18 protein-coding genes and 1 other annotated feature are annotated in these 21129 nt (G+C 31.0%); of the genes, 12 read left to right on the plus strand and 6 right to left on the minus strand.

Annotation, left to right across the window (positions count from 1 at the left end; all coding sequences use genetic code 11):
- The first annotated feature begins 250 nt into the window (after positions 1 to 250).
- A complete protein-coding gene (locus CAB05_RS16725) occupies positions 251 to 2479 on the plus strand; it encodes a bifunctional diguanylate cyclase/phosphodiesterase (protein WP_088001916.1) in 2229 nt (742 codons plus the stop codon).
- A 79-nt stretch (positions 2480 to 2558) separates the two neighbouring features.
- Here CAB05_RS16725 and CAB05_RS16730 read toward each other — a convergent pair whose 3' ends face one another.
- Positions 2559 to 3737 (minus strand): DUF418 domain-containing protein, encoded by a 1179-nt coding sequence (locus tag CAB05_RS16730; RefSeq protein ID WP_088001917.1) that lies wholly within the window; start codon positions 3735 to 3737, stop codon positions 2559 to 2561.
- Positions 3738 to 3969: 232 nt separating this feature from the next.
- Here CAB05_RS16730 and CAB05_RS16735 point away from each other — a divergent pair, with 232 nt between their 5' ends.
- From CAB05_RS16735 to CAB05_RS16755, 5 genes are all read left to right on the plus strand, one after another.
- Positions 3970 to 4725, plus strand: a complete 756-nt coding sequence (locus CAB05_RS16735) for a DUF2087 domain-containing protein (protein ID WP_088001918.1) — start codon at positions 3970 to 3972, stop codon at positions 4723 to 4725.
- Between the two features lie 20 nt (positions 4726 to 4745).
- Complete coding sequence (locus CAB05_RS16740; protein ID WP_088001920.1) at positions 4746 to 5102, plus strand: GIY-YIG nuclease family protein; 357 nt, start codon at positions 4746 to 4748, stop codon at positions 5100 to 5102.
- 84 nt (positions 5103 to 5186) lie between these two features.
- Positions 5187 to 6515, plus strand: coding sequence for an MATE family efflux transporter (locus CAB05_RS16745; RefSeq protein WP_088002401.1), 1329 nt, complete (start codon positions 5187 to 5189; stop codon positions 6513 to 6515).
- Positions 6516 to 6781: 266 nt separating this feature from the next.
- Positions 6782 to 8113 (plus strand): cytochrome ubiquinol oxidase subunit I, encoded by a 1332-nt coding sequence (locus CAB05_RS16750; protein ID WP_088001922.1) that lies wholly within the window; start codon positions 6782 to 6784, stop codon positions 8111 to 8113.
- 20 nt (positions 8114 to 8133) lie between these two features.
- A complete protein-coding gene (locus CAB05_RS16755) occupies positions 8134 to 9150 on the plus strand; it encodes a cytochrome d ubiquinol oxidase subunit II (protein ID WP_088001924.1) in 1017 nt (338 codons plus the stop codon).
- A 216-nt stretch (positions 9151 to 9366) separates the two neighbouring features.
- Here the strand turns inward: CAB05_RS16755 and CAB05_RS16760 are convergent, their stop codons facing one another.
- The 3 genes from CAB05_RS16760 to CAB05_RS16770 are packed head-to-tail and all read right to left on the minus strand — an operon-like array spanning position 9367 to position 11467.
- Positions 9367 to 10023, minus strand: coding sequence for an amino acid ABC transporter ATP-binding protein (locus CAB05_RS16760; protein WP_088001926.1), 657 nt, complete (start codon positions 10021 to 10023; stop codon positions 9367 to 9369).
- A gap of 12 nt (positions 10024 to 10035) precedes the next feature.
- Positions 10036 to 10677, minus strand: a complete 642-nt coding sequence (locus CAB05_RS16765) for an amino acid ABC transporter permease (protein ID WP_088001929.1) — start codon at positions 10675 to 10677, stop codon at positions 10036 to 10038.
- A gap of 13 nt (positions 10678 to 10690) precedes the next feature.
- Positions 10691 to 11467, minus strand: coding sequence for an amino acid ABC transporter substrate-binding protein (locus tag CAB05_RS16770; RefSeq protein ID WP_088001931.1), 777 nt, complete (start codon positions 11465 to 11467; stop codon positions 10691 to 10693).
- Positions 11468 to 11539: 72 nt separating this feature from the next.
- Positions 11540 to 11804, minus strand: a binding site (T-box leader).
- Between the two features lie 310 nt (positions 11805 to 12114).
- Here CAB05_RS16770 and CAB05_RS16775 point away from each other — a divergent pair.
- The 3 genes from CAB05_RS16775 (at position 12115) to CAB05_RS16785 (ending at position 15311) form a co-directional block, all read left to right on the plus strand.
- Positions 12115 to 13272 carry a hypothetical protein gene (locus CAB05_RS16775; protein ID WP_088001933.1) on the plus strand — a complete coding sequence of 386 codons (1158 nt, stop codon included), beginning with the start codon at positions 12115 to 12117 and terminating at the stop codon, positions 13270 to 13272.
- Positions 13273 to 13511: 239 nt separating this feature from the next.
- A complete protein-coding gene (locus tag CAB05_RS16780) occupies positions 13512 to 14669 on the plus strand; it encodes a hypothetical protein (RefSeq protein ID WP_088001935.1) in 1158 nt (385 codons plus the stop codon).
- Positions 14670 to 14774: 105 nt separating this feature from the next.
- Entirely contained in the window at positions 14775 to 15311 is a 537-nt protein-coding gene (locus CAB05_RS16785; protein WP_088001937.1) for a hypothetical protein, read from the plus strand.
- 88 nt (positions 15312 to 15399) lie between these two features.
- On the opposite strand, the gene CAB05_RS16790 is transcribed toward CAB05_RS16785, so the two are convergent.
- Positions 15400 to 16992 (minus strand): peptide ABC transporter substrate-binding protein, encoded by a 1593-nt coding sequence (locus CAB05_RS16790; RefSeq protein ID WP_088001939.1) that lies wholly within the window; start codon positions 16990 to 16992, stop codon positions 15400 to 15402.
- Positions 16993 to 17316: 324 nt separating this feature from the next.
- On the opposite strand from CAB05_RS16790, the gene CAB05_RS16795 reads away from it, so the two are divergent.
- The 3 genes from CAB05_RS16795 to CAB05_RS16805 all read left to right on the plus strand — a co-directional run bounded on the left by CAB05_RS16795 (position 17317) and on the right by CAB05_RS16805 (position 19739).
- Positions 17317 to 18198 (plus strand): radical SAM/SPASM domain-containing protein, encoded by an 882-nt coding sequence (locus CAB05_RS16795; protein WP_088001941.1) that lies wholly within the window; start codon positions 17317 to 17319, stop codon positions 18196 to 18198.
- 140 nt (positions 18199 to 18338) lie between these two features.
- On the plus strand, positions 18339 to 18953 hold the full coding sequence (locus tag CAB05_RS16800; protein ID WP_088001944.1) for an acetate uptake transporter: 615 nt from the start codon (positions 18339 to 18341) through the stop codon (positions 18951 to 18953).
- A 150-nt stretch (positions 18954 to 19103) separates the two neighbouring features.
- Positions 19104 to 19739: an FMN-dependent NADH-azoreductase gene (locus CAB05_RS16805; protein WP_088001946.1), complete on the plus strand. Its 636-nt coding sequence runs from the start codon at positions 19104 to 19106 to the stop codon at positions 19737 to 19739.
- Positions 19740 to 19783: 44 nt separating this feature from the next.
- Here CAB05_RS16805 and CAB05_RS16810 read toward each other — a convergent pair whose 3' ends face one another.
- Positions 19784 to 21004: an ATP-binding protein gene (locus CAB05_RS16810; protein WP_158093301.1), complete on the minus strand. Its 1221-nt coding sequence runs from the start codon at positions 21002 to 21004 to the stop codon at positions 19784 to 19786.
- Between the last annotated feature and the right edge of the window lie 125 nt (positions 21005 to 21129).

A 21129-nucleotide genomic window follows, 5' to 3' on the forward strand; every position in this document is an offset into this window, starting at 1 on the left:
GGAGAGTGTCGAATGGTAATAGAATAGAATGGACTATAAATGTTAATGATGAGTTGCTATTAATGAGTAATTGGATTCTAAATAAATAGAAAATATTGTAAGTACTTACAAAGGTAAGTGTCAGTTTATAAAACTTTATGTTTTATACCGCATAATCTTGTTGTGATAAGCATCTTTTTTTGATATGTTTAAGAAAAGTGTCGTAAAATTGGATGTTTTCAGGAGACTACCTATAATATAGGAGAATTAAATGAATATAAAAGAGGATAAATATAACATTAAGTTAGTTTCCATAATAGGAAGTTTAATCATCTTAGAAATACTTGCTTCTACTTTACTTCTACATGATAGTTTAACCCATGCTGTGATAGATACAGCCTTCATCTTAGTCATTTTACTCCTAGTTGTTTTATTTTTAAAAATGAAAGACAAAGGTTCAACGGATTACCTTAAGGATCGACAAAGATTAGATCACATTTTCGATACACTTGATGTGGCGATTTGGTCTCATGATTTGAAAACAAATACATTATTAATTACACCAGGTATTGAAAACCTTTATGGTTATTCTTTAGAAAAATTCTACGAAGACTCATCATTATGGAAGAAAGTTATCCATCCAGAAGATTTATATGTACTTGATGAACGTGAAAAAATGCTTTCACAGGGAAAAGCAGTTACAAGTATTTATCGAATTATTCGTAGTGATGGAGAAGTACGATGGCTACAGGATCGAGGAATTCCAACAGTCGACGAAAAAGGGAAATTAGTAGATTTTAGTAGTGTTCTTTTTGACATTACAAACCGTAAAGAAAGTGAAGACCAATACCGAACGTTAGTTGAAATGTCACCAGACATAATTGCAGTATATAGTAGAGGTCGAATTGATTATATTAATGAAGCCGGATATAGACTTTATGGTGCGTCAAGTCATAAAGAATTAATTGGGAAACCTCCATCAAAACTAATACATCCTAATATTTTAAGACAAATTAAAGAAAACGAACTTGTAATAGATGAGCAAATAGAAAAAATGAGATTTGAATTTCAAGCACTACGCCTTGATGGTGAGAGCATTGAAGTTGAAATGACAACAATGCCGATATTCTATGAAGGACGAGCTGCGACACAAATCGTTGGTAGAGATATTTCTGATCGTAAAAAAGCCGAACAAACAATTCAACATATGGCATATTACGATGGACTTACTGGTCTACCTAATAGAAATATGTTTAGAAAGTATTTAAATGAAGTTTTACATCAAACAAAGTGTCAAAAACTTGCTATATTGTTCTTAGATTTAGATCGATTTAAAATTATCAATGACACAAAGGGTCATTCAGTTGGAGATCATTTACTACAAATAGTAGCAAACAGATTAGAGTCTGCTTTTAATAGTAAAGGCATGGTTTCTAGACAAGGTGGTGATGAATTCATCATCTTACTTGAAGAAATTGATCAAGAACAGGTAATTGAAGTTGCACAAAGTATTTTAAGTGAATTTGGTAGTCCGATAGAAATCGAGAATCTTGAATTTTTCGTCACACCAAGTATTGGAATTAGTATGTACCCAGCTGACGGTGAAGATGAAGAGACATTGATTAAAAATGCTGATACGGCAATGTATTTAGCAAAAGAGCGTGGAAAAAACAATTATCAATTCTATTCTTCTAAACTAGCTGAGCTAACATCTCGTAAATTAGACCTTGAAAAATGGTTGCGAAAATCAATGGAGAAAAACGAACTAACGCTTAACTACCAACCACAAATTGATTTGGAAACAAATAAAATTATTGGTGTAGAAGCCCTTATACGTTGGCATCATCCTGAAAATGGTATTATTTCTCCAGCTGATTTTATTCCACTTGCAGAAGAAACTGGACTCATTGTTCCAATGGGGAAATGGATTTTAAAAGAAGCTTGTACACAAAATAAAAGATGGCAAGAACTAGGATTTGATCCAATCCCAATTGCAGTGAATATTTCAGTGCGTCAAATTCAAGAGGATAATTTTGTAGAATCAGTATTACAAATATTAGAAGAAGTTGGCCTAAATCCTCGTTATCTTGAGCTAGAAATCACAGAGAGTATAATGCAGGATATTGAAAGATCTACAATTGTTTTAAATCAGTTAAAGGAAATAGGTGTTCAGATTTCTATAGATGATTTTGGTACTGGCTATTCATCTCTAAGTTATTTAAAGCATTTACCAATTGATAGCTTAAAAATTGATAAGTCATTTGTAGATGACATTATCAATCATTCAAATAAAGGTGAAATGGTAAAAACAATAATAGATATGGGACATAATTTGAACTTTAACGTTATTGCAGAAGGAATTGAAAAAGAGGAGCAGGTTATATTCTTAAAGCAGTATGCATGTAATGTAGGACAAGGTTATTTTTATAGCAGACCTTTGCCTGTTGAACAATTGGAAGAACTGTTATTAAAAAATAGAAATGAAAAAGCATTCCATTAAATTAGGATGCTTTAGAGTGTAAAAAAATTAAAATAACAGTTAAAAAGCATCCTATTCATTAGGATGCTTTTTTTTATAACTACATCTCTCTTGTAAAGGTAGTACTAGTGGATTTATTTCTTCCATATGTAAGCAGTCTCCAAATATATTCAAGTGGTCCATATTTCCACTTGGATAAGATATATTTAGAAAACTGTATTTGTAAGATGATGATGATAATTGCATATAAGGGCTGCATCCAAAGTGAAATGGAAAATGTATCTTTAATGAAAAATGAAACAATTGCCAATGTAATAATAGAATGAGTTAAATAGTTTGTAAATGCCATTTTACCAAGCGGTGCAAGGAAGGAAAGTCTTTTTTCCCATAATGGTATTTGTTGTAATCTTAATATGGTACAAACATAGAAAGTTGCTAAAAGCTTACCAGTTATGAATACGTAATAGCTTGAAGTAATTTGGTGATGAACATACTCTTGAACCATTAAAACAAAAAAAGGTACAGATGCAATTAACACTAAATATTGAACTGTCTTAATTCCTTTTAAATAAGTAGATGTGTTGGTAAATAAGCCAGCTTTTGCACTTGCCATACCTACTAAAAAAATAGGAATAAATTCAAAAGGAAATACACTTATCTCATAAGGAATGGATGTTAAGAAGAAATTCCATCTTTCTTTCATTTGCTCGATAAAATGATAATAATAATTTACTTCACCATTTTCATTTTTAAAAGCAGTAAATAGATTACTAGATGATTCGTTAGTAGAATTGTCTGACGCAAAATGAACTAACGATTCTAGGGAAAAGTATATTAAAAACAAACAACCTGCCCAAATCAACATCTTTTTTACGCTACTTTTATAGAATAATAGTAAAACAAAGCCGAGCAACGCATATGTATGTAAAATATCTCCCGCCCATAAAAATAATATATGAATCACTCCGAAAATAAGCATCCAAGCTAATCGTCTACTAAAAAACTTGTATGGCGATAACCCCTTTTTTTCAATACTCTTCATAAAATAAAATCCACTTACTCCAAATAAGAATGCAAAGATTGTATAAAACTTTGTTTGAATAAACATGTCATATATTAATCTAATAAAACGATCTATACCAACATATTCAAAATGATAGTAAAAATCAGGCATGAACATTGAAGGTATATTGACGAAAAAAATGCCAATTAAGGCAAAACCACGAATGATATCTATTGATATGATTCTTTCTTTTGTGTTCGATAATGGTAAATTCATTTTTAATCTCCTTTTAATAATTAGTTATATTATAAAGGATTACGTCGTTATTTGCTTTTTTGAAAAGTACTATACTGATAATTTTTATGAAATTGTGAGTCAGATTGTTTGTTGCTATTTTTTGTATTTGTTTCTCTTTTGTAATAAAAATCTGATGGATAATTGACATTTTATAAACATTATCATATTATGTTTGTAAATAAATAAACAAATAAAGGTTGTGTTTGGTTTTATGGAGTACGCAGAAGTTTTTTGGAATGCTAATTTGGAAGAACTTAAAAAAGGTTATATAGACGAAAATGAACATTATGTTTGTTTGTTATGCAGTAAAAAAATTGAAAAGGGAATTATTTATCAAGAAGATGGTATCTTCTATGAAGCTGAAAAGTATATGAAACTTCATATTGAAAGTATTCACGAATCAGTTTTTGATTATTTAATTCAGCTTGATAAGAAGCTAACTGGATTAACGGAGCATCAGAATCATCTTCTACGTCTTTTTTATTTAGGAAAAAGTGACGCAGATATTCAGAAGGAAACAGGAATCGGTAGTGCTTCTACAATTCGGAATCACCGTTTCGTTTTAAAAGAAAAGGAACGTCAAGCTAAGTTGTTTCTAGTATTGATGGAGCTTTTAAAAGAAAAAGATCAGCATGCTCCAAGTTTTTTACCACTGCATAAGTCTGCAAAAATGGTGGATGAAAGATATAACATTACTGAAGATGAAAGAGAAAAAAGTTTGAAGAAATATTTTCCTGAAGGAATGAATGGACCATTAAAAAAATTCCCACTGAAGGAAAAACAAAAGCTAGTAGTTCTAAGAGAGATTGTGAAACGATTTGATCCAAATAAAATCTATCATGAAAAAGAGATTAATGAAGTGCTAACAACTATCTACGATGATTATGTGATCTTAAGAAGATATTTAATTGAGTACGGTTTTATTGATCGTAAACCTGATGGTAGTCAATATTGGCTAAAAGAATAATAAAAGTGAGGTTAATAAAAATGAATCGTAAAAAAGAATTAAAGATGCAGTATAAAGAAACAAAGATTCAAGCTGGAGTTTATCAAATTAAGAATTTGGTGAATGGTAAAGTTTTTATTGGAAGTACAATGAACTTTAAAACTTTAAATGGGAAGAAATTCGAATTAGTGGCGGGTTCTTCTACAAATAAACAACTCCAAAAAGAGTGGAATGAATTTGGAAAAGATCAATTTATGATAGAAGAATTAGAAACGCTAAAAGTAAAAGAAGAACCATACTTTGATGCAAAGCGTGAATTGAAGAAACTAGAGGAGAAATGGTTAAATGAGCTTTCTCCATATGGTGAGCGAGGCTATCATACAGAAAAAATAAAATAAGGAGGGAGGTTAATGATTCAAACTGAAAAAGTGAGTACAGTAGATGTAAATACGTCTAAACAAAAACTCACATTATTACGTCCAATGGTCATATTTCTTATACCATTATTATTCAGTAATATTTTACAGTCTATTGGCCAAGTATTTAGCATGATCGTTGTGGGGCATTGGCTAGGGGAGAGTGCATTAGCAGCAATATCGGCATTCTTTCCATTATTTTTTCTATTAATATCTTTTGCGATTGGGATTGGATCTGGTAGTTCGATATTAATAGGGCAAGCATATGGCGCAAAAATGACTGAAAGATTAAAGTCAATTGTTGGTACAACGTTAACTTTTACTTTTATACTAGGTCTTGTTCTTGCAATCATAGGGAGCTTTTTTACAGAGGATATCTTAAAAGGTATGGGTACTCCTGGGGATATATTAGAGGTTAGTGTTAAATACGCCAGAATATTATTTTGGTCAATTCCAATTATGTTTTTATATACGGTATACACGACTCTCATGCGTGGGACGGGTGATTCGAAAACACCATTCTACTTCCTAGTCCTTAGTACAATATTAAATGTAGTATTATTACCGCCATTTGTATTTGGGTGGTTAGGAATTCCGAAGTTTGGCATATATGGTGCGGCGTATGCAAGTCTTGTTTCAACAGTCATAACTTTTTTAGCACTACTAGTGTATTTACAGAAAAAACAACATTTAATTCAAATAGACTTTAAATCAAGTAGATATCTGCGTATAGATAGTGGAATCCTAAAACTATTATGTAAACTCGGAATTCCGACAAGTATTAATATGATCTTTCTATCACTGTCTGAAATAGCAGTTATTACTTTCGTAAATAAATATGGGTCTGATGCAACTGCTTCATATGGAGTAGTAAATCAACTACTGAGTTATGTACAAATGCCGTTGCTCTGTATCAGCATTACTGTATCAATTTTTGCTGCCCAATCGATTGGTGCGAAGCAATATGATAGATTAAGTCAAGTTGTTAAAGTAGGTTTGATTCTTAATTATATACTTGGTGGAGTAATTATCTTATTAATGTATTTATTCACAAAACCAATTCTTCAGCTTTTTTTAACAAGTCAAACAACATTATCTATTGCAAATAGCTTGTTAATGATCACCTTATGGAGTTATTTAATACTCGGACATACATTTATCATCACTTCAACAATGCGTTCTAGTGGAACAGTTCTGTGGCCAACTATTATTAGTATCATTTCAATTTGGTTAATTGAAGTACCCGTTGCATATCTACTGTCCCATTTTACAAATTTAGGGATGAAAGGTATTTGGATTGGTTATCCGGCAGCCTTTATCGTAGGTCTTGGCTTACAATATTTATACTACCGTTTATCATGGAAGAAAAAGAGCATTACTCGTTTAGTAACATAACTCATAGTTTCATTGAATACGTTATTTAAAGTGAAAGCTAATCTTTACAGATTAGCTTTTTTTTCTAATGGAAACCTAATTATGAAAGACTTCGTTTTGTCATTTTTTGTCGTATACCTTTAATGTAATAAGTCCATACTTTTATAGATACCAACAAATGTATTTTCGTAATCATTACTACAAATTAGTAGGTGAAACATAACTTTTTGATTAGAATAATTTTCTTTCATAGACAATATGATAGGAAATTGTAGGGGGGATTTCAGATGGAGTTGGATAATGTAACGCTCAGTAGATTACTAACGAGCATGACGTTAATTTTTCATATTATTTTCGCGACGATTGGTGTAGGAATACCCTTAATGATTGCAATTGCTGAAGGTCTTGGCATATTAAAAAAAGATCCACATTATACGCTTATGGCAAGAAGGTGGGCAAGAGGTTATACCATTACAGTTGCAGTAGGTGTTGTAACAGGGACGTGTATTGGTCTACAACTATCTTTATTGTGGCCAAGCTTTATGCGAATTGCGGGCCAAGCCATCAGTTTCCCATTGTTTATGGAGACATTTGCCTTCTTTTTTGAAGCGATTTTTCTTGGTATTTACTTATATACTTGGGACAGATTTAAAAAACCAATCTATCACTGGCTCATTATTATACCTGTCATATTAGGTTCAACATTATCTGCATTTTTTATCACAACTGTTAATGCGTTTATGAATACACCTCAAGGATTTACATTACAAAACGGTGTCATTAAAACTGTAGATCCGATTGCTGCAATGTTTAATCCTGCAGCTCCGTCTAAAACACTTCATGTAATTGTTACAGCATATGTAGCTTCGGCATTGATTTTAACGTCAATTGCTGCAATCCAAATGCTAAGAGGAAAAATTACCGATTACACGAAGAAAGGTCTTCGATTAACAGCAACAATGGGATTAATTTTTGCAGTGTTGACTGGTGTAACTGGAGATATCTCCGCAAAATTTCTTGCTCATTATCAACCTGAAAAACTAGCTGCAATAGAATGGCATTTTGAAACTGAAAAGGGAGCAGACTTTGTTTTATTTGGAACGTTAGATGATGAAACACATGAAGTAAAATATGAGATTCGCATACCGAAATTATTAAGCTTTCTATCTTTTTCTGATTTTAACGCGCCAGTTACAGGTCTAAATGAGTTCCCAGAGGATGAAATACCACCTTTATATATTCACTATTTATTTGATATTAAAATGACATTTGTTGGATTGATTATTTCTATGACCTTTTTATTTGTTGCTTTTTCAATTAAGAAAAAAAATTGGATGCATAATAAATTGTTATTAACCGGATTAGCTCTTACGGGGCCTTTAGCGATGATCAATATTGAATTAGGGTGGATGATTGCTGAAATTGGTCGTCAACCGTGGATATTAAGAGGATATATGAAAGTAGCGGAAGGGGCGACTACTGCAAAAGGATTAGGCAGTATGTTTTGGTTATTTTTCGCTTTGTATTTATTCCTTGGCATATTTTGTACAATTGTCATCCGAAAAATGTTTATTCATAATCCACCTGAAGAAGAGTTAGCATATCGTAACAAAAAATGATGTAAAAAGGAGGGTGAACTATGAATACTGAATTATTAGGAATTATTGTGTTATGGACTTTTCTTTATGGATATATTATTGTAGCTTCTATTGATTTTGGAGCGGGTTTTTTCGCATACTATGGAAAAGTTACGAAGAAAGACCATCTAATTAGTAATATTATTAGTCGTTATTTATCTCCTGTTTGGGAAATAACGAATGTGTTTTTTGTTTTTTTCTTTGTCGGTATCATCGGCTTTTTTCCTAGTGTAGCGTATTACTATGGAACGGCTTTATTAATCCCTGGAAGTATTTCTTTAGTGCTATTAGCAATTCGTGGATCGTTTTATGCGTTTTCGAATTATGGTTCAAAGGAAAATAAAATATATCTTTTTCTTTACGGAGCAACTGGATTATTAATCCCTGCATCTTTATGTACGGTTCTCACAATTTCTGGTGGTGGCTATATCGTTGAAAAAAACGGTGAAGTAGAATTTCTGGCAGAAAAACTATTATCAAGTATTTATTCCTGGAGTGTCGTCATCATTGCAATCATTTCAGTACTATACATAAGCGCTACATTTTTAACGTATTATGCAAGTAAAGCGAAAGATGAAGGTGCATTAGCAATCGTTAGACAATATGCACTGTTTTGGACAGTTCCAACTATTTTATCAAGTTTCTTAGTGTTTGTTGGTTTAAGAGATAACAATCTACACTTTTACCAAAATATTATTGACCGTTATTGGTGGATGTTTTTATTATCATTAATATGTTTCTTGGTTGCTTCATTGTTAATATTGTTAAAACGCTATTATGGAGTAGCTTTTATATTTGTCATGCTACAATTCTTTTTTGCATTTTTTGGGTACGGGGCTGCACATCTGCCATATATTTTAGACCCGTATATTACAATCTATAATGGCTATACAAATGAAACATCTGGTACGATGTTAGTTATTGTATTTGTATTAGGATTACTCTTACTAGTTCCTTCGCTATTATTTTTATTTAAACTATTTTTATTTGATGCAGAGTATGTTCAAGGGAAAAAATAAAAAGGGGAGATGGAATTGCACTCTTCTAACAAACAGGAAAAGCGGCTTGTCATCTTATGTTTTATCGTAGCATTTATCATGATACTCTCGTTTATTAGTAAATTATTTCATTAAAAAAATCCTCCAATTGGAGGATTTCATTTTTGTAAACAAAGTACAAAAACTAAGAGATTCAGTCTGATTGAAAACATTTGTCTTTCGAGGCGCGAACGTTTGTCAACAGTCTTCTGAAATGATGTTTCCTTCTTTAACGATTAAAGTGCGTGTAGAGACATTTTTAGCGAATTCCATATCGTGAGTAATTACTAGTATGCTCATTCCTTCTGCTGCAAGGTTTTTCATAATAGAAGCTACTCCATTTGTTAATTCTGGATCGAGAGCGGAAGTCGGTTCATCGAAACAAAGTATTTTTGGCTGAAGTGCACATGCTCTTGCTATGGCAACACGTTGCTGTTGACCACCGGATAATTCAAAAGGATACGCATCTGCTTTTTGACTTAAACCGACTTGCTCTAATAAAGTAAGCGCTCGACGTTTAGCCTCTTCATTATTCAAGCCTAATACTAGTATTGGGGCTTCAATAATGTTTTCAAGTACTGTTTTATGTGGAAACAAATTAAAGTTTTGAAAAACAAGGCCAACATCTTTTCGAACTTTTAATAAATCTTTTTGTGATTGAATGATTTGTCCATTAAGTTGAATTGTTCCACTATCAAAGTTTTCTAGGCCATTAACGCAGCGTAGGATTGTTGTTTTACCTGCTCCGGATTGACCTAGTAAAGTGACAATTTCACCTTTATTTACTTCAAAAGAGACTTCTTTTAAAACAGTTTGTTTTCCAAATCGTTTTGTTAATGAATTTACTTTTAACATGAAAGTCCCTCCTTATTCATAATACGAAAATCGATTTTCTAATCGCTTAAAGATATTCGTTAAAATAGCGGTTAAAAGTAGATATAAAATAGAGACAAATAGTAAAGGTATTAATGAAGCACTTGTATTTGATGCGATTTTTGCGACACGTAGCATATCATCAAGCCCAACAACATAGACAAGAGCAGAATCTTTAATGAGTGTGATGACTTCATTCGATACTGGTGGTAATACTTTTTTTGTCATTTGCGGTAAGATAATTCTTTTGAAAGCTTGAGATTTGCTAAGTCCTAAAACTTCTGCAGCTTCATATTGGCCTTTATCAATTGATTGAATGCCAGCTCTAAATATTTCACCAAAATATGCAGCATAGTTTAGTGTAAAAGCTATGATAACCGTAGTAAAACGATCAAAGACTATGCCGATTAAAGGTAAGCCAAAAAATATGAAAATTAATTGTAAAAGTAGAGGTGTTCCTCTCATTACAAGGATATATGATTGTATAAATGTTCTAAGTGCTTTATTTTTTGATAATCTGCCAAGTGCGATTACAATTCCAAGTGGAATGGATAACGCTAGAGTAATCATAAATATTTCTAGCGTTACTGTAAGTCCATCCAGCATTGAAGGAATTAAGGATATGATTGTTTCCATTGCGAATGCTCCTTTATTTCAATGTGCCAAACCATTTTTGATAAATTTTGTCATACGTACCATCTTTTTTCATTGCATCAATTTGTTTATTAATTTTATTTAGTAATTCTTTATCGTCTTTTCTAACACCAATTCCGTAATCTTCTTCACCAAAATTATCTTCTAAAATTTTGTATTTACTTTCGCCTCGTTTATTCATGTAGTAACGTGCTAATGTTTCATCTGCAACAACAGCATCAACTCGTTTTGCTTCTAAGTCCATTAATGCTTGATTATTGTTTTCGTATAATACAGGTTTGCCATCTTTGAATGAATCTACTAAGTCTTTCTCTTTATTAACAGCTTCTAAAGAACTTGAACCTTCTTGAATCCCGACAATTTGATTTTTTAAATCTGATTTAGATTGAATACTTGAATTTGCTAGTGTGATAATGACTTGTCGATTACTTAAGTAAGCTTTTGAGAAGTTAACTTTTTTCTTGCGTTCGTCAGTAATTGAATAACCATTCCAAATTGTATCGATATTACCAGAGATTAATTCAGTTTCTTTCATTGACCAATCAATTGGTTGGAATGTAACTTTCATATTTTCACGTTTGAATACTTCTTTTGCTAAATCAATATCAAAACCTACAAATTTACCTTGATCATCTTTAAAACCCATTGGTACAAAAGTATCGTCTAAACCAAGGACTACTTCATTTGCATTTCTTTTTTCTTTACCACAACCTGAAACGATTAAAATTGATATCATAAGCAAAATAATTGCTGTTATATATTTGTTCTTCATTTTTCTCTCTCCTTAAAATAATATTTATTTTATATAAACAAAAAACTCCCGTCCTCTAGCTATATAGTATAGCTAGAGGACGGGAGTATTACTCACGTGGTTCCACCTCTATTTATTGATACCTCACGATACCAACCTCTTCGAGTACAGCATTTGAATGCGTACACTCTAGCACGATAACGGGTGCAAAGGATTCCGGAAACAGTCTACTACCTAAAAAGGGTTCGGTGCTCAGCTCAGAGATGTGTTCGAAATATTGTCTTATGCCCCTCGCACCAACCGGGAACTCTCTGTTTAAGAACTTAATATTTTTACTATTTCTCATCATTGCTTTAAATGGTTTATATTATAAAATTTTTATCAACTGCTGCAGTTAAAAAATCAAACTAGTTTTTGTTTTGCGATGAACAAATAATATTACAGTTTGCAAATACCTGTCAACATATTTTATTTGAATTAAATATGACCATTGTAAAACTTTTCCACAAAAACATTAGATAAATCATGTGTTTGTCGAAAGATTTTTGTTGAAAAATCATTAATATTATCTATTTTTAACCGTTATTATTTTTAAATAAGTTTTATCCAAAAATTTCAAGATTAAATCCAAATTTTTAAAAAGTAAGTAAAACTTAGGGGGAATAAAAGTGTTAAAAAAAATAATCGCATTAATCATTGCACTTTTTATTTTTTTCAGCGTAAATTCTGGCTGGACGAAAGCTGAATCAATCTATACAGATACATTTCTAAACGCTATTCCTCTAAGTTTTGACAGTTCAGATGAATTGTCAGAGTCATATACATCGGGTGTTTTAAACCAACAAGGAGATGCAAAATACTATTCAATCAATATGCAAAAAAATGGAGAATTGTATTTTAGCATGCAACAAAATCCTTCAGTTGAAATCGGTGTTACCTTATACGATGCAAGTGGTAAGGAATATGAAACGTACTATGCGGATAAAGGTGTTAAAATAGAGGAATTATTTGGTCAGGGACTAGTAAAAGGAAATTACTATATTAAGGTTTTTGTGTATGAGGGAACAGGTACAGAATTACCTTACCAATTACATGTGATGCGTTTTTATGGTGATGATGTAGAGTATGAAACAAATAACACAATCGAAACAGCGACTCCGATTAAAATTGGGCAATACTACCTCGGCTATACTGATCAATTAGATACGAGTGACTTATTTCGTTTTAAAACAAACAATATTGGTTTGATTAACATAAAAGGCACAGCTGCACTTAAATCAGATCTTAATTATAGACTTTTAGATGAGAAAGGACACTTGATCGAAGCGAAGGTTGTAAAAGCAAGTGATCAATACTCGTTTTCATCAATATTTACGAAACAGTTAAAGCCAGGAACTTATTTTATTTCCGTTTCTGGTGATAGTAGAGTTTATTCTAATGAGAAATACGAATTTGTTGCAACGTTTATTGAAAGTATAAAATTTGAAAAAGAGTCAAATAACACGCTTAAACAAGCAAATTCAATTAGTTCAAATATACAATATCATGGGTTATTAACCGAGAAATCAGATAAAGATATTTTTAAATTTTATGCTTCTACGACTAAGTATGTAAGCGTTTATTTTAATCGCCTTGAAAAGACGGCATTTAAGATTCATGTGATCAATAGTAAAGGTAGAGTCGTTAAAACGTATACAACTAAAAAAGGTAATGAATCAATCGTAAAACTTGGTGAACTGAGACTAGCAAAAGGTAGTTATTATTTAGATGTTGAATATTACGAAGGCGAAAGTGAAAACGTATTATATCAATTTTTATTGAAATAGACTTTATATCAATTATTTAAATATTTCAATATAACGTTCAGTACCGTGAATGAGTCCTCTATATGGACTCATTTTTTATGTTTAAAAAGTAATAAAATGTATTTTGTCGAATTTTATTTGTGGAAATATCGTGTAAAAAGACCGTTAATACATAAGAATTATTTTTCCATTTTTTAGGAGAAGGAATGGTTAAGTAATCTATAAAAAAATAGTAATTGGGATGTTTAGGGGGAAAGAAAATGTTTAAAAAAGTAACTGCATTACTTGTAACACTATGTTTATGTTTTAGCATGAATGTTGGATTTACTTCTGCTGAGACAATAAGCTCTGAAGTATTCAAGGATGCAACTGCATTGAACTTTGATAGCTTAGAGGAAATGTCTGAGTCGGCAACAATGGGTGTGCTTAAAAATCAAGAAGAAGTGAAGTATTATTCCATTGAGATGAAAAGAAATGGTGAATTATATTTTACAGTTCAACAAAATCCAAATGTTGAAATCGGTGTAACACTTTATGATGCAAATGGAGAAGAGTATGAAACATACTATGCTGATCAAGGCAATGAAGAAGAAGATATATTTGGACAAGGTGTAGCAAAAGGTACTTATTATGTAAAAGTCTTCGTATATCATGGCACTGGTGAAACTCTTCCTTACAAATTGGATGTACTACGTATGTATTATGATCAAATAGAAATTGAGCGAAATAATACACTTCAAACAGCAACTCCAATTAAAGTAGGAAAAGATTATCTTGGATACACTGATCAAAAAGACACAGATGATTTATATCGTTTCACGACAACTAAAGATGGTTATTTAAATTTAAAAGGTACTTTTGGAAATGATTCAGAACTAAATTACCGTCTTTTAAACGCGAAAGGTGAAGTTTTAGAGGATTGGGTTTTAGAAGAATATGATTATTATGAAATGACTTCAATATTTACTAAATTTCTAAAATCAGGTACTTATTATATATCGGTAATGCAAGAAAATGGTAAATATTCGAATGAACAATATATATTTGAAACTTTATTTATCGATAACAAACAATTTGAAAAAGAAGCAAATAACTCAATTAAACAAGCTAATGTAATTAGTGCAAATAGTGTTTATCATGGCTTATTAAACCAAAAGACAGATAAAGACTTTTATAAGTTTAATGTAGCAAAGAATAAAACAGTAGCATTCAACTTCAAACGCCTTGAAGATACAGCTTTCAAAGTGAAAGTATTAAACAGTAAAGGGAAAGTAGTGAAAACATTTACTACGAAAGTAGGGGATGAAGCCTTTGTTAAAATTGGTAGCTTAAATTTAGCAAAAGGTACATATTATCTGGATGTTGAGTACCTTCAAGGATATAGTGAGAAAGTATTGTATAATTTTTCTTTGAAATAAATATGAAATAAAATGGCTGGATTGAATTAAACGTAGGTTTTGGAACCCTGGTTAGATTGAAGGTTTAGTAAAAACAATTTATACAGTAAGGATTAATAAAATTGGTTGAAAAAAATTAAATTATTATTGATAGCAATCTTTTCAACTAGTTTATTATTAGTTATTTATAACTTCTTACCAGGAACTATTATGTATTACACCTCACTTTGGGAGTACAAAGTAAGAGATTTTGATATTTATAAAGACGATTTCCAGACGTTAGCAAACTTGGCTTATCGTGAATACAACAAAAATCAAAAAAAAGGATATTTTTTGTATATAGATGAGGTCTTTGAGATATCAAAGTTAAATTTAATTGATATGACAAGAGATGATAGTGTGATTGTGATGAGCGAAAAAGAGCGGAAATCTCTTGAGACAGTGGTAGCAGAAGCTTTTCAAGAAGGGGATGGCGGATATTTATCACTAATTAAAGTACATAAAAACCAAGTAGAATTTGAAACCGAAAATGGACTATATTCATTGGTATACAGAAAAGATAGGAATAAACCTAAATATGTCAATAACGAATACAGGAAAGGCAAGTTTAAGTTAAAGAAGATTTTAGATCATTGGTATCACGCAAGGTTTGTAGAAGATTAAGTAAGCATTCAAAAAATTGTCCACTACTTAATATAAAAAAGCTCCCTTATTAACTAAAGGGAGCTTTTCTAACTCATTAGCCAAATATTTAGCTTTTTACAGCCCATTTCAATGTAGTCGTATTCATAAATGGAACTGTATAGATACCTTTAAGCTTTGAGCTTTGGAGAACACCAATGCTTCTTTGGTAAAGTGGGATAATGACAGTATCATCTAATAATTGTTTTTCAGCATTTAAGAAGTATGTCCAACGAACATCCAAATCTGTTTCTTTATTTGCTAGATCAATGTAATTATCATAGGTTGAATTAGAATAGCCAGTTGAATTAAATCCACTATTGGATGTAAACAAGTTTAAAAACGTAGAACTATCTACATAGTCTGGCCCCCAGCCAAAGGTAATTAAATCATAGTCTTTCATATAATCTTTATCTAAAAGTTGAGAAAACGGTACAGCTTTTACATTGATGACTAAGTTCTCTAAATTCGACTCTAATTGCTGTTTAATACGTTTTCCATATAAAATACTTAGTGAAGTGTCGCTTACAAGTAAGTTTAATTTAATTGTATCTGAATTTAGTTGTGATTTCCCTTTTTGCCAATATTCTTTTGCTTTTTGGGAGTCTTTTAATAAAATTGATTGGTTAATACTAGAAAAATCAATCCCTTTATTATAACTTAAGCCTTTAGGAACTATTGTATTTAATGCAGAATTAAATGTCCCTTCTGATAATTTGGATTTATCTAGCGTTAATGCAATTGCTTTTCGTATATCAAGATTGTTTAATGCTTTATTTTTTAAATTCGTTTTTAAGTAAAAACTAGTTTGTTCCAATTGTTGCTTTAAGTCTTTTCTATTTTTAGCTGTTGAGTAAAGTGTACTGCCCAGTATAATTCGATCTAACTTACCTTTTGAATACATAGAGTACATTGTATTTTCATTTGGGATAATTGATAAGTTTACTTCTTTTATCTTTACTGCTTTTTGATCCCAATAATATGAGTTTTTAACTAGCTTAATTGATTTGTTATAGTTCCAAGTTTTTACAATAAATGGACCATTAAATAATGTTTTTGTTGCTGTTACCCCATAGTCGTCTGAATGTTTTTTAGAGAAACTCTCTTTTTGTGGATAAAAAGTTGGGAATGCAAGTAATGAAAGAAAGTAAGGTGTAGGATTTTCTAGTTGAACTTGAAGTGTTTGGTTATCAATCGCTTTTACGCCTAATTTATCAACTGGTAATATTCCATTAATAATATCGTCTCCATTTTTTATCGAACTCATTAGGAAACTATATGCTGCTGCTGTTCTAGGGTTAACTACTTTACGCCATGCATACACAAAATCATGAGCTGTAACTTGAGCACCATCTGACCATCTAGATTTTCTAAGTGAAAATGTATATGTTTTTAAATCCGAACTTACTTTATAATTAGCAACCAAACCTGGTTTTACTTCGTTTTTACTATCCAAAAAGAATAATCCTTCCATCACATCATCAAGTACATCAAATGAAGCATCATCTGTTGCGATTGTAGAATCCAAATATACTTCTGATGAAAGAGCAAGATTTAATACATCTTTCGCTGGTGATTTTTTTTGTACAACTGCATTACTTTGAATGGGCAAGATACTAAGAGATATCAAACTTGCACAAACAATTGAAACTAACTTTTTCATAAAATCCTCCTACTATACATAAAAAATTAAGAAAATTGTAACATTTTGTCACTAGGAAGATTATACTTCTAAATGGAAAATTCTAAATGGGTATATTTTCCTTTTTTAATCGAAAACTATCATAACTTGTTGCGTTCAAAATTACTAACCCTTAGCTGGAAACTAAGGGGCTATTTTTTTCTGTTCGGTTGGCAAAAATTGTACAGTATGTTGAATTATCAATATTTATTAGAATGTAGTATGATAGAATGTATGATATTTTTATACGATAGTAAGATATTCGTGAATATAGATAAAATAATCAACAAATAGTAGGAGAGCTCAATGAGAAAATTTAAGAAGGTTTATATAGAGATTACGAATATTTGTAATTTAAAATGTAATTTTTGTCCAAGCCCAACGTTAGAACGCCCTTTAAAGTTTTTGGATGAAAAAGCATTTACACATGTTGTTAATTCAGTAAAACCATATACAGATTATATTTATTTTCATTTGATGGGTGAGCCATTTTTAAATAAGCAGCTAGGACGATTTTTAGATATTAGCCATGAGAATGGTCTGAAAGTTAATTTAACGACAAATGGTACGTTAATTAATAAAGTAAAAGATTTATTAATTGAATCTAAAGGATTAAGACAAATCAATTTTTCACTTCATAGCTTTGAGGCAAATGATTTAACAAAGGATTTGCATGATTATGTAGAAAATATTACAAATTTCATTAATGAAGCAAATGAAAAAAGTGATATGATTTGTGCGATTAGATTATGGAATATGGATAGCGAAGAATTGAAGGCAAGTAATACATTAAATATCGATATCTTAAATTTATTAGAAGAGAAATTAAACTTAGATTTTTCTTTAAGTGAAAGATTACAGGAAACGCATAATATTAAATTACGTAATAATGTGTATTTAAATATGGCTGAAAAATTCCAGTGGCCAGATATGGGTAATGATATTATTGATGAAAATGTTTTCTGTTACGGATTAAGGGATCAAATTGGCGTATTAGTTGACGGAACTGTAGTACCTTGTTGCCTAGATAGTGAAGGGAAAATCCCATTAGGTAATATTTATGAAACGTCTTTAGAGGATATTTTAAATTCTGAACGTGCAAGAGCGATTTACGATGGATTTTCTAGAAGATGTGCAGTTGAAGATTTATGTAAAAGATGTGGATATGCCACAAGACATAAGAAATAAAAAAGCAAAGCGCTTTCTTTTTTTAAAAGAAAGTGCTTTTTTTATTGATTCGTTCTGTTATGAAAAAAAGTTATATTAATATCACAAATTTTATAGTAGTATAGTTTAGTCTGTTTAAAAATTTAGGAGGATTTACATTAATGAAAGATAATATTCAGCAAGTTAAAATAACAACAGCTGATCCATCAGCAATTGGTTTATTTGGATTAGCAATGGTTACGTTAGTAGCTTCAACACAAAAGCTAGGAATTACCGATGGTGTTTCTTTAGTATTACCATGGGCGATATTTTTAGGTGCGATTGCACAATTATTTGCAAGTATTCAGGATTTTAAACATAAAAATACATTTGGCGCTACTGCATTTGGTGGCTATGCATTTTTCTGGCTTGCAGTAGGCACTACTTGGTTAATTCAATTAGGATGCTTTGGTGAAACATTAGCGAAAGCAGCTGATGTTAAACAATTAGGTTTTGCATTTATTGGTTATTTAATTTTCTCTATCTTTATGACGATTGGTGCAATGGAAACTCATAAAGTATTATTTATTATTTTTGTACTGATTGATTGTTTATTTATCGGACTTTCATTAAGCACTTTAGGAATTATGGAACATGCAACACATACATTTGCTGCTTATAGTGAATTAGGTATAGCAATTATGTCATTTTATGGTTCAGCTGCAGCAGTATTAAATGTTCATTTTGGTAGAGAGTTTTTACCAGTTGGTAAGCCATTTGGTATTTTTAAGAAATAATATGTAAGAAACTAAAACCTTATCTCTTAGTTAAATGAGATAAGGTTTTTTTTCATCAATGAAGTATCGAATTTTTATTTTTGCAAAAGATAGTATAGTGTTTTTAATTTGCTTATGATAACCTAAAAAATTTGGAAGGTGGAAATTTATATGGCAACAGTTTTGTATATCACAGCACATCCACATGATAAAACTACATCATATAGTATGGCAGTTGGAAGTGCATTTATCGACAGCTATAAAGCATCTCATCCTGATGATCAAGTAGTACATATCGATCTTTATAATGAACAAATTCCAAATATCGATGCTGAAGTGTTTTCTGGTTGGGGGAAACTTCAATCTGGTGGAGGATTTGATACATTATCCACAGGAGAACAATCAAAGGTTGGCAGATTAAATGAAATTGTAACACAATTCGTTGAGGCAGATAAATATGTTTTTGTAACGCCAATGTGGAATTTTTCTTTTCCACCAGTTATGAAAAGTTATATTGATGCAGTATGTGTTGCTGGAAAAACTTTTAAGTATACAGAAAACGGTCCTCAAGGATTATTAGGGGGTAAAAAAGCATTACATATTCAAGCTAGTGGTGGGGTGTATTCAGAAGGTCCTGCAGCTGGTATGGAGATGGGGCACAGATATATTGGTGTCATTATGAGTTTCTTCGGTATTACAGATTTTAATGGTATTTTTGTAGAAGGTCAAAATGCATTCCCTGATCGTGCTGCTGAAATTAAAGAGCAAGCAATTCAAAAAGCGACACAAGCGGCGAAGGATTTTTAAGAGTTTATAAAACCGAAAGCTCACTTTTCAGTGAGCTTTTGATGTTATTCGAGAATGTGAATTGGTAAGTAGATTCTAAAAGTTGTTCCTTTACCTTCCTTACTATACACTTCGATACTCCCCTTGAATTTTTCGATGATATTATAACAAACTGTTAAACCAATCCCGGTTCCTCTTTCTTTTAAAGAATAAAAAGGTGTTCCTAGTTTTTCAATCGTTTCAGGAGACATCCCAATTCCAGTATCAATCATTTCAATTAGTGCATAGTCATTTTCTCTTGTTAAATTAATTGTAATATACCCAGGCTCAATCATTGATTCAATTGCATTTTTAACTAAGTTAACAAGAACTTGTTTAAACTCAATTGGATTAATTTTTGTGGTAAGTATTTCATTTAAATTTAGCTGAAACCCTATATTTTGGCTATTTGCCATTGAAGCCAATAAATCTGTGATATTCAGTATTTCTTGGTTTATTTCTACTTTTTGAATTGTTTCGGTTTGTGGCTTTGCAAGAGACAAATAATCATTAATAATAATTTGGGCGTATTCTAATTCTTTTAGCATTGTTTCAATATAGAATTGATCATCAGAAGTCATTGATTTCTTTTTTTGTAAAAGTTGAACAAATCCTTTAACAACTGTAATTGGATTACGAATCTCATGAGCAATTGTTGCGGCTAATTGCCCGATTGAATTTAGTTGCTTCGCTTGTTGAATTTCATTATGATATGTTTTTAATTCGATAACTTTCGTTTCAGTTTGCAAGAATACAAATAATAGTATGAACTGAATAGCTAAGAACTCTAAAATATTTCCAACTGGATCTAAGGCAATATAAGTAAATCGATTTTTTAAACTTGTAAAAGTGATTAAAAGAACAAAAGTTGGACCAATTATTACATTTAATATCCAACCGATATAAAAGGCAACACGATTATATAAAAATATTGTAAAAATAGGAATGATCGCTACAAAACTATACATTGTTGAAGTTTCAGGGTAGGTCCAAAATTTTATATACACGTATAAAGAAGCGATTGTTGTGAATAGAACCTTTGAAAATGTATTGTCCGTTTTTACAAAATGTATTAAAGCATAAATGACAATACACATTAAAATAATTTGAGTAATAAGCTCTACTGGTTGCTCCTTAAATGTTAGTGGAGACAGAATTATTCCGATTGTAAGCAGTGTAACAATTGTAGCCATGAAGATAATATAAATTCGACGACTTCTATTATTGTAGTACTCTGTATTTTTCATCATTTAATCTCCATTCTAAAATAGAAACTCATACCTTAACATTTTACACTTTTCAGAATATTATTTATAGTTAAAATTAATGTAATTTATAAGAAAATTGTAATATATTTGTTAAATCATGCTCT

The sequence above is a fragment of the Gottfriedia solisilvae genome, assembly GCF_002128405.1.
GTDB classification, from domain to species: Bacteria; Bacillota; Bacilli; order Bacillales; family Bacillaceae_G; genus Gottfriedia; species Gottfriedia solisilvae.